This window comes from Thermomicrobium sp. CFH 73360, assembly GCF_023806465.1.
Classification (GTDB): Bacteria; Chloroflexota; Chloroflexia; order Thermomicrobiales; family Thermomicrobiaceae; genus Thermomicrobium.
On the sequence record NZ_JAMSLS010000003.1, the window covers coordinates 22,448 to 38,501 of the forward strand.

Annotated in this window: 14 protein-coding genes; 5 read left to right on the plus strand and 9 right to left on the minus strand. The window is 61.6% G+C overall.

Annotated features, from left to right (window positions below; genetic code table 11):
* Window position 1: 1 nt before the first annotated feature.
* The 5 genes from NET03_RS06810 (at window position 2) to NET03_RS06830 (ending at window position 5,758) form a co-directional block, all read left to right on the plus strand.
* Window positions 2-379 carry a hypothetical protein gene (locus NET03_RS06810; protein ID WP_252128158.1) on the plus strand — a complete coding sequence of 126 codons (378 nt, stop codon included), beginning with the start codon at window positions 2-4 and terminating at the stop codon, window positions 377-379.
* Between the two features lie 173 nt (window positions 380-552).
* Window positions 553-1,131 (plus strand): Lrp/AsnC family transcriptional regulator, encoded by a 579-nt coding sequence (locus NET03_RS06815; RefSeq protein ID WP_252128159.1) that lies wholly within the window; start codon window positions 553-555, stop codon window positions 1,129-1,131.
* Window positions 1,115-2,434: an aspartate aminotransferase family protein gene (locus NET03_RS06820; protein ID WP_252128160.1), complete on the plus strand. Its 1,320-nt coding sequence runs from the start codon at window positions 1,115-1,117 to the stop codon at window positions 2,432-2,434. Before NET03_RS06815 ends, NET03_RS06820 begins: the two co-directional genes overlap by 17 nt.
* 1,562 nt (window positions 2,435-3,996) lie before the next feature.
* On the plus strand, window positions 3,997-4,779 hold the full coding sequence (locus NET03_RS06825) for a ParA family protein (protein ID WP_252128161.1): 783 nt from the start codon (window positions 3,997-3,999) through the stop codon (window positions 4,777-4,779).
* A complete protein-coding gene (locus tag NET03_RS06830) occupies window positions 4,772-5,758 on the plus strand; it encodes a ParB/RepB/Spo0J family partition protein (protein ID WP_252128162.1) in 987 nt (328 codons plus the stop codon). Before NET03_RS06825 ends, NET03_RS06830 begins: the two co-directional genes overlap by 8 nt.
* Window positions 5,759-5,983: 225 nt before the next feature.
* On the opposite strand, the gene NET03_RS06835 is transcribed toward NET03_RS06830, so the two are convergent.
* The 9 genes from NET03_RS06835 to NET03_RS06875 form a co-directional block, all read right to left on the minus strand.
* Complete coding sequence (locus tag NET03_RS06835; protein ID WP_252128163.1) at window positions 5,984-6,586, minus strand: biotin transporter BioY; 603 nt, start codon at window positions 6,584-6,586, stop codon at window positions 5,984-5,986.
* A 49-nt stretch (window positions 6,587-6,635) separates the two neighbouring features.
* Window positions 6,636-7,409 (minus strand): LamB/YcsF family protein, encoded by a 774-nt coding sequence (locus NET03_RS06840; RefSeq protein ID WP_252128164.1) that lies wholly within the window; start codon window positions 7,407-7,409, stop codon window positions 6,636-6,638.
* Window positions 7,410-7,411: 2 nt separating this feature from the next.
* Window positions 7,412-8,404, minus strand: coding sequence for a 5-oxoprolinase subunit C family protein (locus tag NET03_RS06845; RefSeq protein WP_252128165.1), 993 nt, complete (start codon window positions 8,402-8,404; stop codon window positions 7,412-7,414).
* Between the two features lie 35 nt (window positions 8,405-8,439).
* Window positions 8,440-9,432 (minus strand): 5-oxoprolinase subunit B family protein, encoded by a 993-nt coding sequence (locus NET03_RS06850; protein WP_252128166.1) that lies wholly within the window; start codon window positions 9,430-9,432, stop codon window positions 8,440-8,442.
* Between the two features lie 33 nt (window positions 9,433-9,465).
* The gene (locus tag NET03_RS06855; protein ID WP_252128167.1) at window positions 9,466-9,714 is read right to left on the minus strand and encodes an acetyl-CoA carboxylase; all 249 of its coding nucleotides are present in this window, start codon (window positions 9,712-9,714) and stop codon (window positions 9,466-9,468) included.
* Between the two features lie 23 nt (window positions 9,715-9,737).
* Complete coding sequence (locus NET03_RS06860; protein WP_252128168.1) at window positions 9,738-10,745, minus strand: ABC transporter permease; 1,008 nt, start codon at window positions 10,743-10,745, stop codon at window positions 9,738-9,740.
* The gene (locus NET03_RS06865; RefSeq protein ID WP_252128169.1) at window positions 10,729-12,264 is read right to left on the minus strand and encodes a sugar ABC transporter ATP-binding protein; all 1,536 of its coding nucleotides are present in this window, start codon (window positions 12,262-12,264) and stop codon (window positions 10,729-10,731) included. The genes NET03_RS06860 and NET03_RS06865 overlap by 17 nt, the downstream gene beginning before the upstream one ends.
* Before the next feature lie 11 nt (window positions 12,265-12,275).
* The gene (torT, locus tag NET03_RS06870) at window positions 12,276-13,541 is read right to left on the minus strand and encodes a TMAO reductase system periplasmic protein TorT (RefSeq protein ID WP_252128170.1); all 1,266 of its coding nucleotides are present in this window, start codon (window positions 13,539-13,541) and stop codon (window positions 12,276-12,278) included.
* 138 nt (window positions 13,542-13,679) lie between these two features.
* Window positions 13,680-16,040: a xanthine dehydrogenase family protein molybdopterin-binding subunit gene (locus tag NET03_RS06875; RefSeq protein ID WP_252128171.1), complete on the minus strand. Its 2,361-nt coding sequence runs from the start codon at window positions 16,038-16,040 to the stop codon at window positions 13,680-13,682.
* Window positions 16,041-16,054: the final 14 nt, after the last annotated feature.

A 16,054-nucleotide genomic window follows, 5' to 3' on the forward strand; every position in this document is an offset into this window, starting at 1 on the left:
GGTGAGCGGGAAATGGTCACCCCGACTAGAGACACCGGAGCGTCCGGAACAGCGGGTGTCTGGGACGTGGCTTTTGCTGGGCAGCGGGTTCATCGCAGTTGGGTTGGTATGGAGCTCGCTTGCCTACCGTTTCCAGATCGGCGATGCGCCACGCGCGATGCTTACGGCATTGGTGGTTGCTGCTCTCCACATCGTGGCGGGGGTGCTGACTTTTCGGCGCGCCAGGGTAGCCTTCCTATCCGGTCTCGTTGCGGTCGCGGCCGGTATCGTGATTGCGATCGGGGTACGGGTCTTCTTCCTCATCGGCGTGGAATTTGTCGCAGGAGTCCTGCTCATTCTTGGCCGGGCAGAGCTGCTCTCCGATCGTGGGAGGGGGTGAGATCGACGGAATCGGTGTATACTAGGGCACGCCGCTGACGGAACCGGCGCTCGACTCGCGAGGGGCGAGAACCGGGAAGTCGAGCAGGCAACGGTGCACTGCTGTACGGACTGAGCACCGAGAGGGTGCGCAAGCTGGTCAATGACGACCAGGGAGTGGGGAGCGCTGGAACAATGGTTCGCCCGATCGATGACCTTGACCGCTCGATCATCCGCCTCCTGCAGGAGGATAGCCGTATGCCAAGTGCGGAGATCGCCCGTCGGCTCGGCGTTGCCGAGCGAACCGTACGGGCGCGCATCAACCGGCTCGTGCAGGACGGCGTCGTCAAGCTGGTCGCGATCATCAACCCAGCAGCGCTTGGCTACGATGTCACTGCAGATATCTTCCTCGAGGTCGAACCAGGGCGATTGGAGGAGGTGGCTGAGCAACTTGTAGCCATGGAAGAAGTCGCCTACGTTGGTCTGACAACCGGCGACCGAGACATTAGCATCCAGGTGTTTGTGCCCTCCGTTGATGCGCTCTACCGTTTCATCACGGAGAAGCTACAGCGTATACCAGGTGTTGTTGGGACGACGACCTACGTTGTTCCCCGGGTGCTGAAGTGGTTGCACAACTGGTCGTTACCTGCCGATGGTGTGGTGACGACTGGACGACGTATGGTCCGGCGGCGCCGGCGTGGTCGGGCAGCGCGGAGCCAAGCAGAGGCGTCGGTGACCCCAGCGACGGGAACAGGCGGTGGTGAGAACGCGTAGTGCGGCACATGAGGAGTGGCTTCGTCGGGGACACACTGCGCTCGGTGGCGCAGTGACAAGTTTCGTCCTTCCTGAGACACATGCCGTTGTCCTCTCGCATGGCTTGGGAAGCCGAGTCGTTGATGTGGACGGTCGCGAGTACATCGATTACGTACTCGGGTCTGGTCCGCTCATCCTCGGGCATGCGCATCCGGCAGTCGTCGAGGCCGTCTCGCGCCAGGCAGCGCTCGGGTCGACGTTCTACACCCTCACGCCTGCGGCTATCGAGTTGGCAGAAGAGATCATCCGGGCCGTCCCCTGTGCGGAGATGGTCAAGTTCGTGTCAACTGGATCAGAGGCGACCTTTCACGCACTGCGTATTGCGCGAGCGTACACCGGTCGCACGAAGATCCTGAAGTTTGAAGGTGGCTTCCATGGTGTGCACGACTACGCCCTCATGAGCGCGTTCCCGCCAGAGCCCTCGGACGTTCCCACGCCGCGTCCGGATTCGGCCGGAATTCCACCCCAGGTAGCTGAGACGGTCCTTGTCTCGCGCTGGAACGACCTGGATCTCACGCGGCAGCTCATCGAGACACATGCGGCAGAGCTCGCTGCGGTTATCTGTGAGCCGTTGCAGCGCGCTCTGCCGCCGGCTCCTGGCTTCCTCTCCGGGTTGCGAGAGCTCACACAGCGGTACAGCATCCTCTTGATCTTTGACGAGGTTGTGACCGGCTTTCGGCTTGCTTACGGGGGTGCGCAGGAGCGCTACGGCGTTGTGCCGGATCTGGCTACTTTCGGGAAAGCACTAAGTGGCGGCTATCCGCTCGCCGCGGTTGCTGGTCGGCGCGAGATCATGAGCGTCACGGATTTTGCGCGCAAGGGGCGTGGCGAGCCGGTCGCGCATTTGAGCGGGACGCTCAACGGCAACCCACTCGCAGCAGCGGCGGGCCTGGCGACCCTCTCAGTGCTCCGCCAGCCCGGCGTTTACGAGTACCTCTACCGGATCACCGATCAACTCAAGGCTGGCCTCCGCGAACTGGCTGCAGCGCGGGGGGTGCCGCTGCGTGTCATCGGTGATGGTCCGGTCTTCCAGGTCGTCTTCGCCGAAGACGAACCACGGGACTACGCCGGTATGCTGCGTGCCGACCGAGAGCTCGCCGTGCGTTTCGGTCTGGCCTGTCTGGAGCGTGGACTCTTTGTCAACCCTGGTGAGAAGTTCTATGTCTCGCTTGCGCATACGGAGGAAGACGTCGCACGCACGCTCGAGATCTTCGCTGCAGCATTGGACGCGGTGTTGCTCCCTAGCGGGACAGCACTAGCCTAAGTACCGGATCAAACCTGTAGGAATTCGTCGGCGCGTCGGGCGAACACTGTGAGGAGTAGGATTCCTCCAGCTACTGCAAGGCGTGTTGCGTGGTGGTTGAATCCTGCTCCCGCTTGACACGAAGCAAACTGTAACGCGTCTCGTTCCGACTGCCTTCCTAGTCAGTGGTTTCCCAAAAAGTGCAGTGCCTGTGCGCTCTTACAGGGTTCACCATTTCGGCCAGCCTCGGTTGCATCTTCGGGGATATGCTCGTCCTTCTGTGGCTCGCTGAACGATGCCGAACTCCTGTTGGTGTTTGCACGGGTGCGCTCCTGTAACTTCAGTTTGCCTCTGGCGTCCTCTTCACTAATGCTCCTTGCGTTTCTGGAGGGACCAGCGCCACGGCGGTGCACGGTCGGCTTGAAGTCTGAGTGGAGGATCTCTTCTGGCGGCTTTTGGCGTGGAACGGGCAACGATAGTGGGAGGTGTTGGACAGAAAGTGGCTGATGTCCTCGTCACGGTCGCCTTTTGCGAGGAGTGTCCCGGTTTCTCCGGGGGGCGATTACCACCATTACTACCTTGAGCACTGCCGATGGCTCAGACGGGTATGAGATTCCACTCGCCTGCGCGGGGACGCTCTTTGCCCCTGAAGGGGCGGTCAGACTCGACTATCAGGCCTTGCACGCCACCCTTACAGCGTACCTTGCGTTAGTGTCCCACCGTGTCCGGTTCGAACACCTCTTTGCCATCGCTCGGAACTCGAGTACTGTGCACAGGCCTGCGAATGGTATCCTGCACGGATCCCATAAGGCCGCACTCGGCCCAGCAATGTCCGGCGATTGATTGACTTCCTGGGGCCAAGGGGGTGTGTCAGCCAGAACCGTCGTCTGAGGCGAGATCGGTACCGGTAGTGCCCATAGTGCGGCTCTCTCTGCAGGCTCTTCGGGAGTACCTTGAGAACTTTTTGAGCTTCCTGGCTGGTTCAGAATACCATCGGTTGCGTGTTCTGAGATGATGTAGCAATATTTGTCAAGGCTATTCGTTGTTGACTCTGATTGTTGTCTTCCGTCTCCTTCATTGTTCTCGGTGGTCGTGAAGGAGACGAAGTCTCGCTCGATTGGCGTTCTGCGAGTCCTAGAGCGCAATAAGTGCGGCATGGTAGTGCAGCTCCTGACCCTCGTGCTCTCCGCTGTGGTCATCAACTGCTTTGTCCCCTGGTTTTGGTACTGGCGGCCTACTGGCCGCGACGCTGATCCAGTGATCAGCTGTGTGTGAATGGCATATCGGGCGGTATTGGCGGTTCGCATTCCCCGCTCTGGGCCCGGGTTAGCCTCTCGGAGAGGGACCCGGCCGTTTTACCCTGTCCACTCTCCACAAGCAAGACGCACGGCGGGCAACCGTTCGATCGCGGGCTGCGACTCTCTCGTCGACGAGCCCCGTTTCCGCAGTGACGACCATTCAAGCTGAGACTCCGGGCAGGCGCGGCCCCGGGGCTCTCCAATTCCGCGCTGCATCCCCTGGACACCTCGTGCTTCCTCTGGTAGCCTTCCTCTGCGGGTGTCCGTACAGCGCGGGGGCTCGGCATGACCCCAGTGATTGCCTTCTTTAACCAGAAGGGCGGAACGGCCAAGACGACCAGCACTCTCAATGTGGGCGCGGCGTTGGCGGAACGGGGCTGCCGGGTGCTCGCGCTTGACCTTGATCCCCAAGCAAGTCTCACGATGGCGCTCGGGATCGACGTCGCCCGTTTGAAGAGCTCGGTCTATGACCTCCTCGTGGAGGAGCCACTTCCGCTCGCCGAGGTCGTGGTGCCGACACGCATCGCTGGCCTCGACCTTGTCCCCAGTCATCCTGACCTCGCTGCAGCCGAGCTGGAGCTCCTCAATGCGCTTGAACGTGAGCGTCGTCTCGCCCACGCACTCGCCGCGGCGGAACCGCTTCCCTACGACTATGTCTTGATCGATAGCCCCCCTGCCCTCAATATCCTGAGCGTGAACATCCTGGTTGCGGCGACCGCACTCGTCATCCCGATTGAGCCGCACCCGCTCTCGCTCATGGTACTGCGCCGCCTCTTCGAGACGGTCAACCGGGTACGCCGCCTCAACCCTCGTCTCACTGTCCTCGGGTTCCTTCCGACGAAGGTGCACCACTCCTCCCGTCTGGTCGCCGACATGTTAGCCACACTCCAGGAGCGCTTCCCGGAACTTCCGCTCCTGCCGAGCATCCCGCTCTCGGTCAAAGGGGCTGAGGCGGTGGCGGAGCACACCTCGATCCTGCAGTATCAGCCACGCTCGCCGCTCGCCGCTGCCTACCGCCAGGCGGCAGCAACGATTGCCGAGATGGTGGGGAGCGCTAGCCGTGTCTGAGGCTACTGCCCCGCGGACAACCCGTCGTCGCCGTTTCACGGTCGATGATCTCCTGGCCGATACCTCACCCCAGGCACGCGGCACGCGCGAGCTCGCCGAGGCACGCGAGATCGCCCTCGATCGCATCGAGCCCGATCCCGACCAACCGCGCCGCAGCTTCGATCCTGAGCGACTCGAGGAGCTCGCTGCCTCCATTCGTCTCCAAGGTGTGCTCCAACCCATCGCTGTCCGTTACGATACCGTTCGCGACCGCTTTGTGATCATCCACGGAGAGCGACGCTGGCGGGCTGCTCAGCTGGCTGGCCTCACCACTATTCCAGCAATCGTTCGGGAGGTGAGTGACGAGCAACGGCTGATTCAGCAGCTCATGGAGAACATCCTGCGCGAGGATCTCAATGCGCTTGATCGCGCAGCTGCCCTGCGCCGGCTCAAGCAGCAGCTCGGTGATGTTCCATGGGAGCACGTGGCGGAGGCGGTCGGAATCAAGCGCAGTCGGCTCTTCCAGCTTCTGGCAACCGAAAAGCTCCCCGAGCCAGTGCAAGAGGCGATTCGGAGTGGACGCCTGTCTGAGAAACAGACACGGCCGCTCCATGGCCTTCCAGAACCTTTGCAAATTGCTCTCGCGCAACTCGTGGAGCGTGAGCGGCTTGGCCAGGCCGAGATTGAGCGTCTGGCGCGGGCCCTGCGTGCTGCTCCAGAGCTCGCCACCTTGCCCTCAGCTGAACTCACCGTGCGGCTGCGTGCGCTTGTCCAGGAAGCTCGCCCAGCGCTGGGTCGTCGGCGACGCAGTGGTCGATCGGCCTCGCCGGTGAGCGAGTTGGTCGCAGCGTTCGAGCGGGTGCGGCAACTCCTAGAGATGATCGACCCGGCAGCGCTCGACGAGGCCGAGCGGCAGGTTGTTGTCGAGGCTGTGCAGCGACTCGGCCCGGCACTTCGGCGCTGGCACGCGGTGCTCCAGACGAGAGATTCGGTCTCGTGATTCGGCCTCGCTCGATACGTTTCTCCTCATTGGTGCTCGCTGGTTCGCTGCAGTTGATCCATGGGACACAGTCGCGGTCAGTTGATCGGCGCGGCTGTGTGGAACAATGGGCCAATGCGGCGCCAGCGACATGCTGCTCGGCACTGGGCGGATCTTCGGGATAGGAAAGGCCGGTATCATCTACCAGGGACGATACCGGCCGGCTCGGAACGTGGACGTCTTTGTTCAGAGGGCTGCTGGATTCATGCGCCGGACAACCCACCAGGCGCCAGGCAGGGCCAGCGTCGCCAGGACGATCTTCAGTGCGTCACCCGGCAAGAATGGCACGAGCCCAAGGAGCGGTGCACGCTCGATCCCGACGAATGCAGCGAGCCAGGAAACACCGAAGAGATAGATTGCGATGTTGCCGAGTGCCATCGCCACTGCCGTCGCCAATGGTTGGCGATCCCAGCCACGCTCGGCCAGCCAGCCAGTGACAAAGGCAGCAGCGATGAAGCCGACGAGGTACCCGCCGGTCGGCCCGAGGAGAACGGCGAGTCCAGCCTTCCCACCAGCGAAGACGGGGAGACCAGCCAGCCCTTGTGCCACATAGAGTGCCATGCTGGCTGCACCACGCCGGCTGCCCAACACCGCGCCGACCAGAAGCACGGCAAAGGTCTGCCCGGTGATCGGCACCGGTGTGAACGGCAGCGGAAGACTCACCCGGGCCGCGAGCGCCGTCAACAGGCTCCCGGCGACGACCAGCGCCACGTTGGCCAGTAACCGTGACGTTGCGCTCTGCTGCCAGGAGCGCGGCAACACCGAGTCCGCGAGGACCACTGAAGCCATCGAACTGTTTCTCCTTTCTCTTTGCTGGCCACTCCTTGGCAAAGCGTCCTCAGGCCAAGGGAGCAAGGCCAGTGCCGAGCGGCCGGACGATTACTCCTACCTCCTCAAGGCGCTGGCGCACCCGCTGGGCGATCTCTGGAGCATTTGGCGCATCACCGTGGATGCAAATCGTCTCCACCTCGGCGTGCAGGGTCTCACCCTCGATCGTCGGGATACGTCCGTGGACGACGAGCTCGACGGCTCGTCGGGCGACCTCCTCCGGATCCCAGGCCTGCTTCCGCCGTTCCAGGACGAGCTGTCCGTGCCGGTTGTAGTTCAGGTCGATATATCCCTCACGCGCCATTGGGACCCCAACGGCAGCTGCCACGCGTGGTGCGATCTCCCCCATCATCACGAGCGCAATCCCATTGCCGAGCGCTTTGATCGCCCGGCAGAGTGCCTCGCACAGCTCTTCGTTCTGCGAACACATCACGTAGAACGCTCCGTGTGGTTTGACGTGCTGCAACCGTGTACCGGCCGCCTGGGCGAATGCCTGAAGGGCGCCAGCCTGGTAGAGAGTATAGTCATAAACCTCCTGTGGTGTAACGTCGATCCGCCGTCGTCCGAAGCCGAGAAGGTCGGGGAAGCCGACGTGTGCGCCGATCCCCACCCCATGCGCGACGGCTAGTTCCACCGTCTGCCGCATGACGGCAGGATCGCCCGCGTGCCACCCACAGGCGATGTTGGCGGACGTGATCAATGGCATCAACGCCGCGTCGTTCCCCAGTGTCCAGCGCCCGAAGCTCTCGCCCATGTCGCAGTTGATATCGATGACGCGGGCCATGGCTAGCTCCTCTCGAGGTTGCTCTCGTGAATCGTTTCGTCCTGCTGTTTCAGCAGCGTGATTGCCTCCTCGAGTGTCACTTCCTTGAAGCGGATGTAGCTCCAGCCGGGCACCATCTGGCCGAGCTTCCACATTGCTGCTTTTGCGACCACGGCGTTACAGATGAATCCACCCAGCGTCGGCCCATCGATGCAGAGAATGATCGGCTGGTCACCACAGACGTTCACGGCGCCGACCGGATAGCCATTGTCAAGGATGTTCGAGGGGTGGCCACCACCCGCACCACCACTCTCGCGTGCCCACTGCCATTTGTGGATGTCCAGCCGGTATCCCGTGCGGTTCGAGGCTGCGTCCAGCTTCCAGTGATGAGAGAAGAAGAACGCCATATCCTCAGCCGTCATATAGTCTGGGTCAGCCTGTGGACCGCGTGTTGCTTCTACTTCCCACACCTCGTTGTAGCCCGAGTAGCTCGGTATCAGCGAGGCGGGGACGCGCCGACCAGCCGCTTGTGCCGGATCAGTCATTGGCTCACCGAGTGGCAGCCGGTCACCGGCCTGCAACTTGCGCCCCTCGAAGCCACCAATCGCTCCTGGCAGATAGGTTGCCCGACTGCCCAGCACTGGTGGAACGTCGATGCCCCCGCTGACGGCGAGGTAGGTGCGGAAGCCGGGACCCTGAAGGTAATCGAACTCGAGAAGATCTCCAGCGCGAACCAGGTAGCTTCGCCACAGCTCAAGCGGCTGGCCGTTCAGGCGTGCCCCCATGTCGGCTCCGCAGACTGCGATCGCGCGCTCGTCCTGGAAAGCGATGACCAGTCCACCGGCCGTAATCTCGAGGCCTGCTGTGCCAGGGAGGTTCCCGACCAGCACATTGGCGAAGCGGAAGGCGTAGTCATCCATTGGCCCCGCCGGAGCAAAGCCAAGAGAGAGCATGCCGATGCGGCCTGGATAATCTTGCACGGTTGTCTCAAAACCGCCGTTGCGCACTTCGAGCATGATCACTCCACCCTTCCCACGAGTCGCAGCTTGCATCACGGAACCGGAACGCGGGCCGCCGCCTCGGCCTGGCGTTGCCGGAACGCCTTCGCTTCGGGGTCCACCTCTTGGAGGAAGCGGAGATAGGCCCCCACGTCGAAGGTCGCTGTTTCGTCGATGACATACTGGTACGTTCCATCGTAGACGGCCTGGATCAGCGCCTCCAGTTCGTCGTCGGTCACGCGGGGGCGGAAACGGAGTCGGTCACCAGGGCGCAAGAGTACCGGGCTCTCGCGGAAGGCAGGATTGCGCTGCAGCGGGTCGTAGATCGGCACGGTGTGCCCAAAGATCTGGTATCCGCCAGCCGACTCAACGGGGTAGATGGCCAAGCAGGGCCCAGCGATCCCTACTGTCCCGGCCGGCGTCCAGTGCCGGGTTGGGTTGTACTTGGGCAGGACGACCGCATAGCGCGGGTCGAGCGGATAGGCGAAGGGAAGACCGGGGAAGAAACCGAGTGCCGCATTCCACCAATCGGTCGCCATGATGTAGCGAAAGAACTCCTCCTCGTCGCGAAGTCCGTTGTACATCGCTGCGTACTTCGAGTTCGTGCCGTCGATGATGTTGGGTGCATCCGCTCGCTGGTACTGCACATAGCGCGCGATCGCCTCGCGCGTCCACTTGTCGTCGAAGGCGATCGGGAGCTCAACGATGCGACTGGGCACCACAAGGTTCTCGAATGGCGGCAGGTGCTCGTATTGGTCTTCGACGAAATCGATGAGGTCACGCACGGAGATCTGCCGGCAGTCGTAATTGATCAGGATACTGCGGAGTGCCGGGATGGTCTCGATGAGCCCCGCCGGGCGATTGCGCTTGATCACATCATCGAGCCCGAGGACGCGGAAGCTCATCGTGAGATCGAAGACCATTTCACCGAACTCGACGAGCAGGAAACTGTCGCCGGCGTTGCGGTAAACAACGCCGGGCCGCCCATTCCGCTCGGGGAAACGTGCCAGGATGACTCCCGAGGGTTGGGTGACGTGTTCGGTCATGGCTACTCGCTCCTTCCACTCGCTTTTGGGAGCTCAGACCTCGTCGCTGACCACAGCGACCGGCTGCCCGGGCCGGATCGCTTCCTCGTTCTCAACGAGGAAGCGCACCAACTTGCCGCCCACGTCAGCAGTGATTTGGTGAAAGGTCTTCATGACGCCGACCAGGCCAATAACCGTCCCCGGGGTGATCGTGTCTCCCTCTTGAACAAAGGGAGCAGCGTCTGGACTTGGCCGACGGTAGAAGATACCAGGCAACGGTGATTTGATGGTGTGCTCTGCCATCTGGCCTTTCCTCCCTTCCCATCTCAACGCTCTCGGTGCACCCAATTGTCGATGATGACGGCCAAGATGAGGAGGCCTCCGGTGATGATCATTTGGGTGTAGGTGCTGATCCCCATGATGTCCATCCCGTTCCGAAGCATCACGAGGAAAACTGCACCTAAGGCGGCGCCGAACAAGTTCCCCTCGCCACCGCGAATCGAAACGCCACCAAGCACCGCTGCCGCAATCGACTCGAGCGGGAAACTGGCACCTAAGGTCGGTTCACCAGAGCCGACTCGGGCTGTTAACAGAAGCCCAGTAATGCCCACCAGTACGCCAGCGATTGTGTAGGCCAGGAACAGATACAAGCGGACCGCAATGCCGGAGAGTCGCGCCGCTTCCGCGTTGCTGCCGATCGCGTACCAGTACCGGCCGAAGCGAGTCCAGTGCAAGACAACATACATGGCGAGCAGCACAAGGATTGTCACAAGCCACGGCACAGGAATGCTGAGCACCTTTCCCGTGTAGAGCGTGCTTGAAAAGTAGTTGGGAAGGCCAAAGATTGGGACACCCCGTGACACGTGCAGGGCGAGCCCTGAGACAGCAGTCATCATGGCAAGCGTCACAATAAATGGTGGCACGCGGAACAACGAGACGAAGAGCCCGTTGAGTGCCCCGATACCCGTCGCCACCGCGATGGCAACCAGGGTTGCCAGGGCTAGCCCAGTTGTCGGTGTATTGGGATGATCGAGGAGCTGAAGGCCGACGACGATGCTAACGAGCGCAATTGACGAGCCCATTGACAGGTCGAATCCACCGGTCAAAAGCACCAGTGTCTGCGCGACTGACACAATGATGAGGAAGAGTGCTTGCGTCAGGATGGTCGAAAGGTTCGCGCGCGTGAAAAAGTTCGGCGAAGCGATGGAGAAGAAGATGAGGAGTGCGATCAGCAAGACGGGAAGCAAACCGAGTTGGTCGAGCATCCCCCGGAGAAACGGGAGACGTCCCACAGCCGCGAACCGCCTGGTCGTCAGCTCACGCGGCGTCGACACTGCTCTGTCCGCCCTCCTCTCGCATATGCCCGAAGAAGTACTGGAGCAGCCGCTCTTCGCTCGCTTCTTCGTGAGGAATCGTCGCGACCAGTTCTCCCTCAAACATCACCGCGACTCGGTGACAGACGTGCAGAAGTTCCAGCATGTCCGAGGTGATAAAGAGAACCGCTGCTCCTTGCCGGACCAGTTCGTGCAGGAGCTCGTAAATCGCGATCTTTGTCCCGACATCGATGCCCTGCGTTGGTTCGTCCATAATGAAGACCTGCGTGTCACGAATCAGCCCTCGTGCCAGCGCAACCTTCTGCTGATTTCCCCCGGAGAGGTTGCGGACGCGTGCTGCTGGGTTTGGGGGGACGATGGCGAGGCGCCGGATGTACTCGACGACGGCCCGGCGCTCTTTCCCTTTCTCCAGGAGCCCGACCAACCGCTCGAAGCGTTCAAGCGCAGCGATTGTCATGTTCTCGAGGACGGAGCGGTTCGTGAGCAGTCCTTCGCCACGACGATCAGCTGGGAAATACATCACGCCGCGTCGCAGCATGGCATGCGGGCTGAGGTGATCTGCTCGAACCGTCTCGCCGCCGATACGAATCTCACCAGCGGTCAGAGGTTCGAGCCCGACGAGAGCTCGCCCGAGAAGTCCTTTGCCAGAACCGATCAGCCCTCCGACCCCAAGGATTTCCCCCCTGCGCAGCGTAAGGCTGATATGACGGAGTCCATGGACTGAGCACAACCCTCGTACCTCAAGTATGGTCGGAGCATCGGGCGGAACAGGCTGCAGCACTGGATAGATCTGCTCATACTCACGGCCGGTCATCAGGGTAATCAATCGATCAGTCGTGGTCTCCTGTGCCGCTAGGGTGGCCACATGCCGACCATCACGCATCACCGTTACCCGGTCGGCAATCTCGTAGAGCTCCTCGAGCCGGTGCGTGATCCAGATGATCCCGACCCCCTGGGCTCGGAGCTCGCGCACGAGTCGGAAGAGGACACCGGTTTCACGATCGGTCAGTGAGGCTGTCGGTTCATCGAGAATAAGAACTTTCGGGTGTTCGAGTGTCGCCTTGGCGATCTCGACGAGATAGCGTTGCGGCACCGTGAGATCGCGGACGCGCGTGGTTGGCGCAATTCCTGCGTCGAAGATACCAAGCTGGGCGAGACTCCGTGCCCGCATCGCTGGCTTACGCAACAGCCCTGGCGCCGTCAGTTCCCTGCCCAGGAAAATGTTCTCCGCGACGGTCAGAGCTGGAACGAGGCTCAGTTGCTGGAACACGGCCCGGATGCCAAGTTCCTGGGCGTGATGGGGTGACCGGATCTGTACCGGTCGCCCCTCCAGCTCAATGGTCCCTCCATCCGGGCGGAGTGAACCGGCAAAGATGTTGACCAGCGTCGACTTCCCCGCTCCGTTTTCGCCAACGAGCGCGTGCACTTCGCCACGACGGAGTTCGAACGACACACGATCCAGCGCCAGCACGCCAGGGAAACGCTTTGTGACCTCGTGTGCCCGCAAGAGGAAGGTCATCGCTCGCTCCGTCAAGACTTCGGTTTCACTGAGAAGACCGGGCGAAAATCACGCGGCCCGAACATATCCTCGTACTTGAAGTCCTTGTAGTTCTGGGGTGTGACAACCTTAATGATCGGGCCAGCGCGGAACGGAAAGTCGACGCCTGGCTTTTCCCCGTTCAGGATCCGCACCATCATGTCTACCGCCATTCGACCCTGGAGGGCAGTGAAGTCAGTTGGTGCAGCAGCGACTTTGCCCGCGGCGATCTTGTCGTACAGCGGTGGGATGATGTAGGTGGACACGATCTTCGGTTTCTTGGCACGGTTAGCGAGAATATCCGGCGCAGCGTCCGCAGCGACGGCGTTACCCACAATGTAGGTGACGTCTGGGTAAGCGTTTAACGAGTCCTCGATGAGGGAGACTTGGACATCCTTACCGGTGTCGCCCCATTTCACATCAAGAATCTGCACCTTGCCCGGAACCTTCTCCTCCACGGCCGCCTTGAAGCCATCGACGGTATCCGGTGCCCACCCCGATCCAGCTGGACCTGGCAGGAAGACGACGGTCACGTTTTGACCGCCCGAGTCTTCAGCAACGAAGGTGCCCGTGGCATACCCCATGTCATAGAACGAGACGAGCGCCTTCGCCATGATGTCCGGTGCTTGAATATCGTTGATTACTTCAATAACCGGCTTCTTCTTGTTCTTAACGATGTCTGTGACGAGCTGGTCCTGCGAGGCATAACTAATCGCTGCCAGGATGATTCCCTCGATATCTGCTCGATTGGCAAGGTTCTCGACTTGATTGATCTGACCAGTGAGGTCGTTATAGCCTTGAGCAGCAACGAGCTCGATCCCAACGCCGAGAATTTGGGCCTCGTCAACAATCCCATAGTCCACGGCCAGCCAGTACGGATCTTTCAAATGCGGGAACGAAACACCGATCATGTACGGCTTGTTCGCCTTTGGCCGTGTCCACTTCTCGAACTTGGGGCCCTGTAAGCTTGCCGCTGGCCGCCCTGGTTGCTTGGTCGAGACGTCATACGTTCCATAATAAGCAGCCACCTCCCAGAGTTCCTCGGTTGCTGCCGGGCTAGCGGCCGGTGCGGTGGTTGGCGTTGCGGCTGGTGCCGTCGTCGGCTGTGCCCCACCGCTTGCTGGGGTCGGTGTTGTGCCACCGCCGGCACAGGCGGCGAGCAAGCTGCCAGCTGCGGCTACGGCGCTTCCCATGGTGAGCGTGCGGAGTACGGCCCGCCGCGTGAGGCGAAGGCTGTTGACACCATGTGAGCGATCCATCTCTGGCTTCCCTCCTCCGAACATCACGACTCTTCATCCGTAGCGGGAGGATCCCCGGCGCACGCACCGGCCGGGGATCCTTCCGCTCTCCCATCCATCCCTTGCCGGCGAAAATAGACAACTGCGATCGTCACCTCCTCACACCCCGAGCTCTCCACCGAGTGCTCGGAGCACGCGCTCTGGCGTCAGCGGCAGCTGCTCGATAGCGCGACCAGCTGGCCAGATGGCATCCAGCACTGCACCGGCGACGGAGGCCGGAGTCGCCAGAAGTCCGCCTTCTCCAATCCCTTTGATGCCACCGATCGTCACCGGCGACGGCGTCTCCAAGTGCTCAATGATGAGTTCAGGAACTTCGGTCGCAGTCGGCAGGGCGTAGGTGACGAAGGTGTCGGTGAGCAGTTGGCCATTCTCGTCGTAGACCATCGCCTCGAAGAGCGCGCCACCGATTCCCTGTGCGATTGCGCCCATGACTTGCCCTTCGACGATCATCGGGTTGAGCATTGTCCCGCAGTCTTCAACCGCCACGATCTTGTCCAGATGCACCGTCCCCGTCTCACCGTCCACTTCGCAGACGGTGACGATGCAGCCGTTTGAGTAGGTGGCACGCGGGTCGTAGAACTTGGTTGCCGAGAGCAACGGCTCTTCACCCTCGGCCCGAACCCGACCATCGAGGTAAGCTGCGAAGGCGACTTGGAAGAGGCTGAGCGAGCGATCGGGAGCGCCTCGGACGAAGACGTTCCCCTCCTGAATCTCCAGGTCCTCCGGGGCGACCTCAAGGAGCCGACTGGCGACGCGCAGGACTTTCTCCCGCACCTCCTGGGCCGCCAGTGCCACCATTCCGCCACCAATGACCGCACTGCGGCTTGCATAGGTGCCCATACCCCACGGAGCGCGGTCGGTGTCACCGTGCTCGACAATCACGTCATCGATAGAGACCCCCAGGATTTCAGCGGCAACCTGTGCCAAGGTCGTCTCGTGTCCTTGTCCGTGGCTGTGCACGCTCACGGCCACGCGGACTTTGCCGGTGGGATCGATAGTCACCGTCGCATTGTCGTGTGACGGGAATGGAAAGCCCGCCTGGAGCGCGATCTCAGAGCCCCAGGCTGTCGGTTCAACGTAGAGGCTAATGCCAATGCCCAGGTACCGACCCTGCTGTCGGAGCTCCGCTTGCCGTCGCCGCAACTCCTCGTACCCGACGAGTTCCAGCGCTCGTTCAAGTGATTCCTGGTAACTTCCACTGTCGTAGACCATACCGGTAATCGTGGTGTAGGGGAATTGGTCGCTGGTAATGACGTTGCGGCGTCGGAATTCGGCTGGATCAAGCCCGAGTTCGCGGGCAATTTCGTCGAAGAACAGTTCTCGCGCCGTCTGCGCGGCTGTCCAACCCACTGCCCGGAAGGCGCCGACCGGGGCCTTGTTGGTGCAGACGGCGATCACCTCATGCTGGTATGCCTGAATGTCGTAGACGCCGGGAATGATGCCCGCTGCTGCCAGCGGTTCGATAAGGGCACTTGCCGTGTTGAACGAGTAGGCACCACCGTCACCGATGAGTCGGGCCTTCAGCCCGAGCACCTTCCCGTCGTTGCGCACGGCTGCCTCGAGCTCGATGATCTGCTCCTTGGCGTGCGTGGCTGCTGCCAGGTTTTCCCGCCGATCCTCTACCCACTTGACTGGTCGACCGAGCACCTTGCCCAGGTAGGCGATTACCACTTCCTCGGGATAGATCGTCATCTTTTGCCCAAAGCCGCCACCGACTTCTGGCGAGATGACCCGAACCTTGTGCTCAGGAATCCCCAGAAAAAGCGAGAGGAAGAGCCGCAACATGTGCGGCATCTGCGTCGACGAGTAGAAGGTCAAGTGCCCACTCGACCGCTCATAGACTGAAAGGCAGCCACGTGTCTCCATAGGCGCTGCGACGAAGCGGTTGGTATGGAAGCGGCGCCGGAAGATCCGGTCGGCCTGGGCGAAAGCGCCATCGACATCGCCGAGTGTTATGACTTTTTGGTAGACCACGTTCGTCCCGAGGTCCTCGTGCAGGAGTGGCGCGTCTGGCGCCATTGCGCGCTCAGCATCGGTCACCGCTGGTAGTGGCTCGTAGTCGACCGCGACGAGTTCGGCCGCGTCCTCGGCAATGTACCGATTTTCCGCCACAACAACCGCCACTGCCTCGCCGACGAACCGCACCTTGTCCTTGGCCAAGACGGTCTGTGGCGTGGGCTTTAGCCCCTCGATTGGTAAACCGCTGGCCAGAGGAGGTAGCGTCGCGACGTCTTCAGCGGTAAAAACGGCAAGTACTCCTGGGAGTGCCCGGGCTGCACTCGTGTCGATCCGTCGGATCCGTGCGTGGCCGTACGGTGAGCGCACAAAGGCGGCATGGACAGTGCCTGGAATCTGGAGATCGGCGAGATATCGCGCCTCTCCAGTCAAAAACCGTGGGTCCTCGACCCGCTTGACGCGAGCTCCCACCCATTTGCCACGCGGCAGAATCTGGAGCGACATGGCTGTCCCCCTCT

What these genes read in the sequence shown, in the direction of transcription:
- NET03_RS06815 (WP_252128159.1), top strand. Translation starts at nt 553, where the DNA reads ATGGTTCGCCCGATCGATGACCTTGACCGCTCGATCATCCGCCTCCTG.
- NET03_RS06825 (WP_252128161.1), top strand. Translation starts at nt 3,997, where the DNA reads ATGACCCCAGTGATTGCCTTCTTTAACCAGAAGGGCGGAACGGCCAAG.
- NET03_RS06835 (WP_252128163.1), bottom strand. Translation starts at nt 6,586, where the DNA reads ATGGCTTCAGTGGTCCTCGCGGACTCGGTGTTGCCGCGCTCCTGGCAG.
- NET03_RS06840 (WP_252128164.1), bottom strand. Translation starts at nt 7,409, where the DNA reads ATGGCCCGCGTCATCGATATCAACTGCGACATGGGCGAGAGCTTCGGG.
- NET03_RS06845 (WP_252128165.1), bottom strand. Translation starts at nt 8,404, where the DNA reads ATGCTCGAAGTGCGCAACGGCGGTTTTGAGACAACCGTGCAAGATTAT.
- NET03_RS06850 (WP_252128166.1), bottom strand. Translation starts at nt 9,432, where the DNA reads ATGACCGAACACGTCACCCAACCCTCGGGAGTCATCCTGGCACGTTTC.
- NET03_RS06855 (WP_252128167.1), bottom strand. Translation starts at nt 9,714, where the DNA reads ATGGCAGAGCACACCATCAAATCACCGTTGCCTGGTATCTTCTACCGT.
- NET03_RS06865 (WP_252128169.1), bottom strand. Translation starts at nt 12,264, where the DNA reads ATGACCTTCCTCTTGCGGGCACACGAGGTCACAAAGCGTTTCCCTGGC.
- torT (WP_252128170.1), bottom strand. Translation starts at nt 13,541, where the DNA reads ATGGATCGCTCACATGGTGTCAACAGCCTTCGCCTCACGCGGCGGGCC.
- NET03_RS06875 (WP_252128171.1), bottom strand. Translation starts at nt 16,040, where the DNA reads ATGTCGCTCCAGATTCTGCCGCGTGGCAAATGGGTGGGAGCTCGCGTC.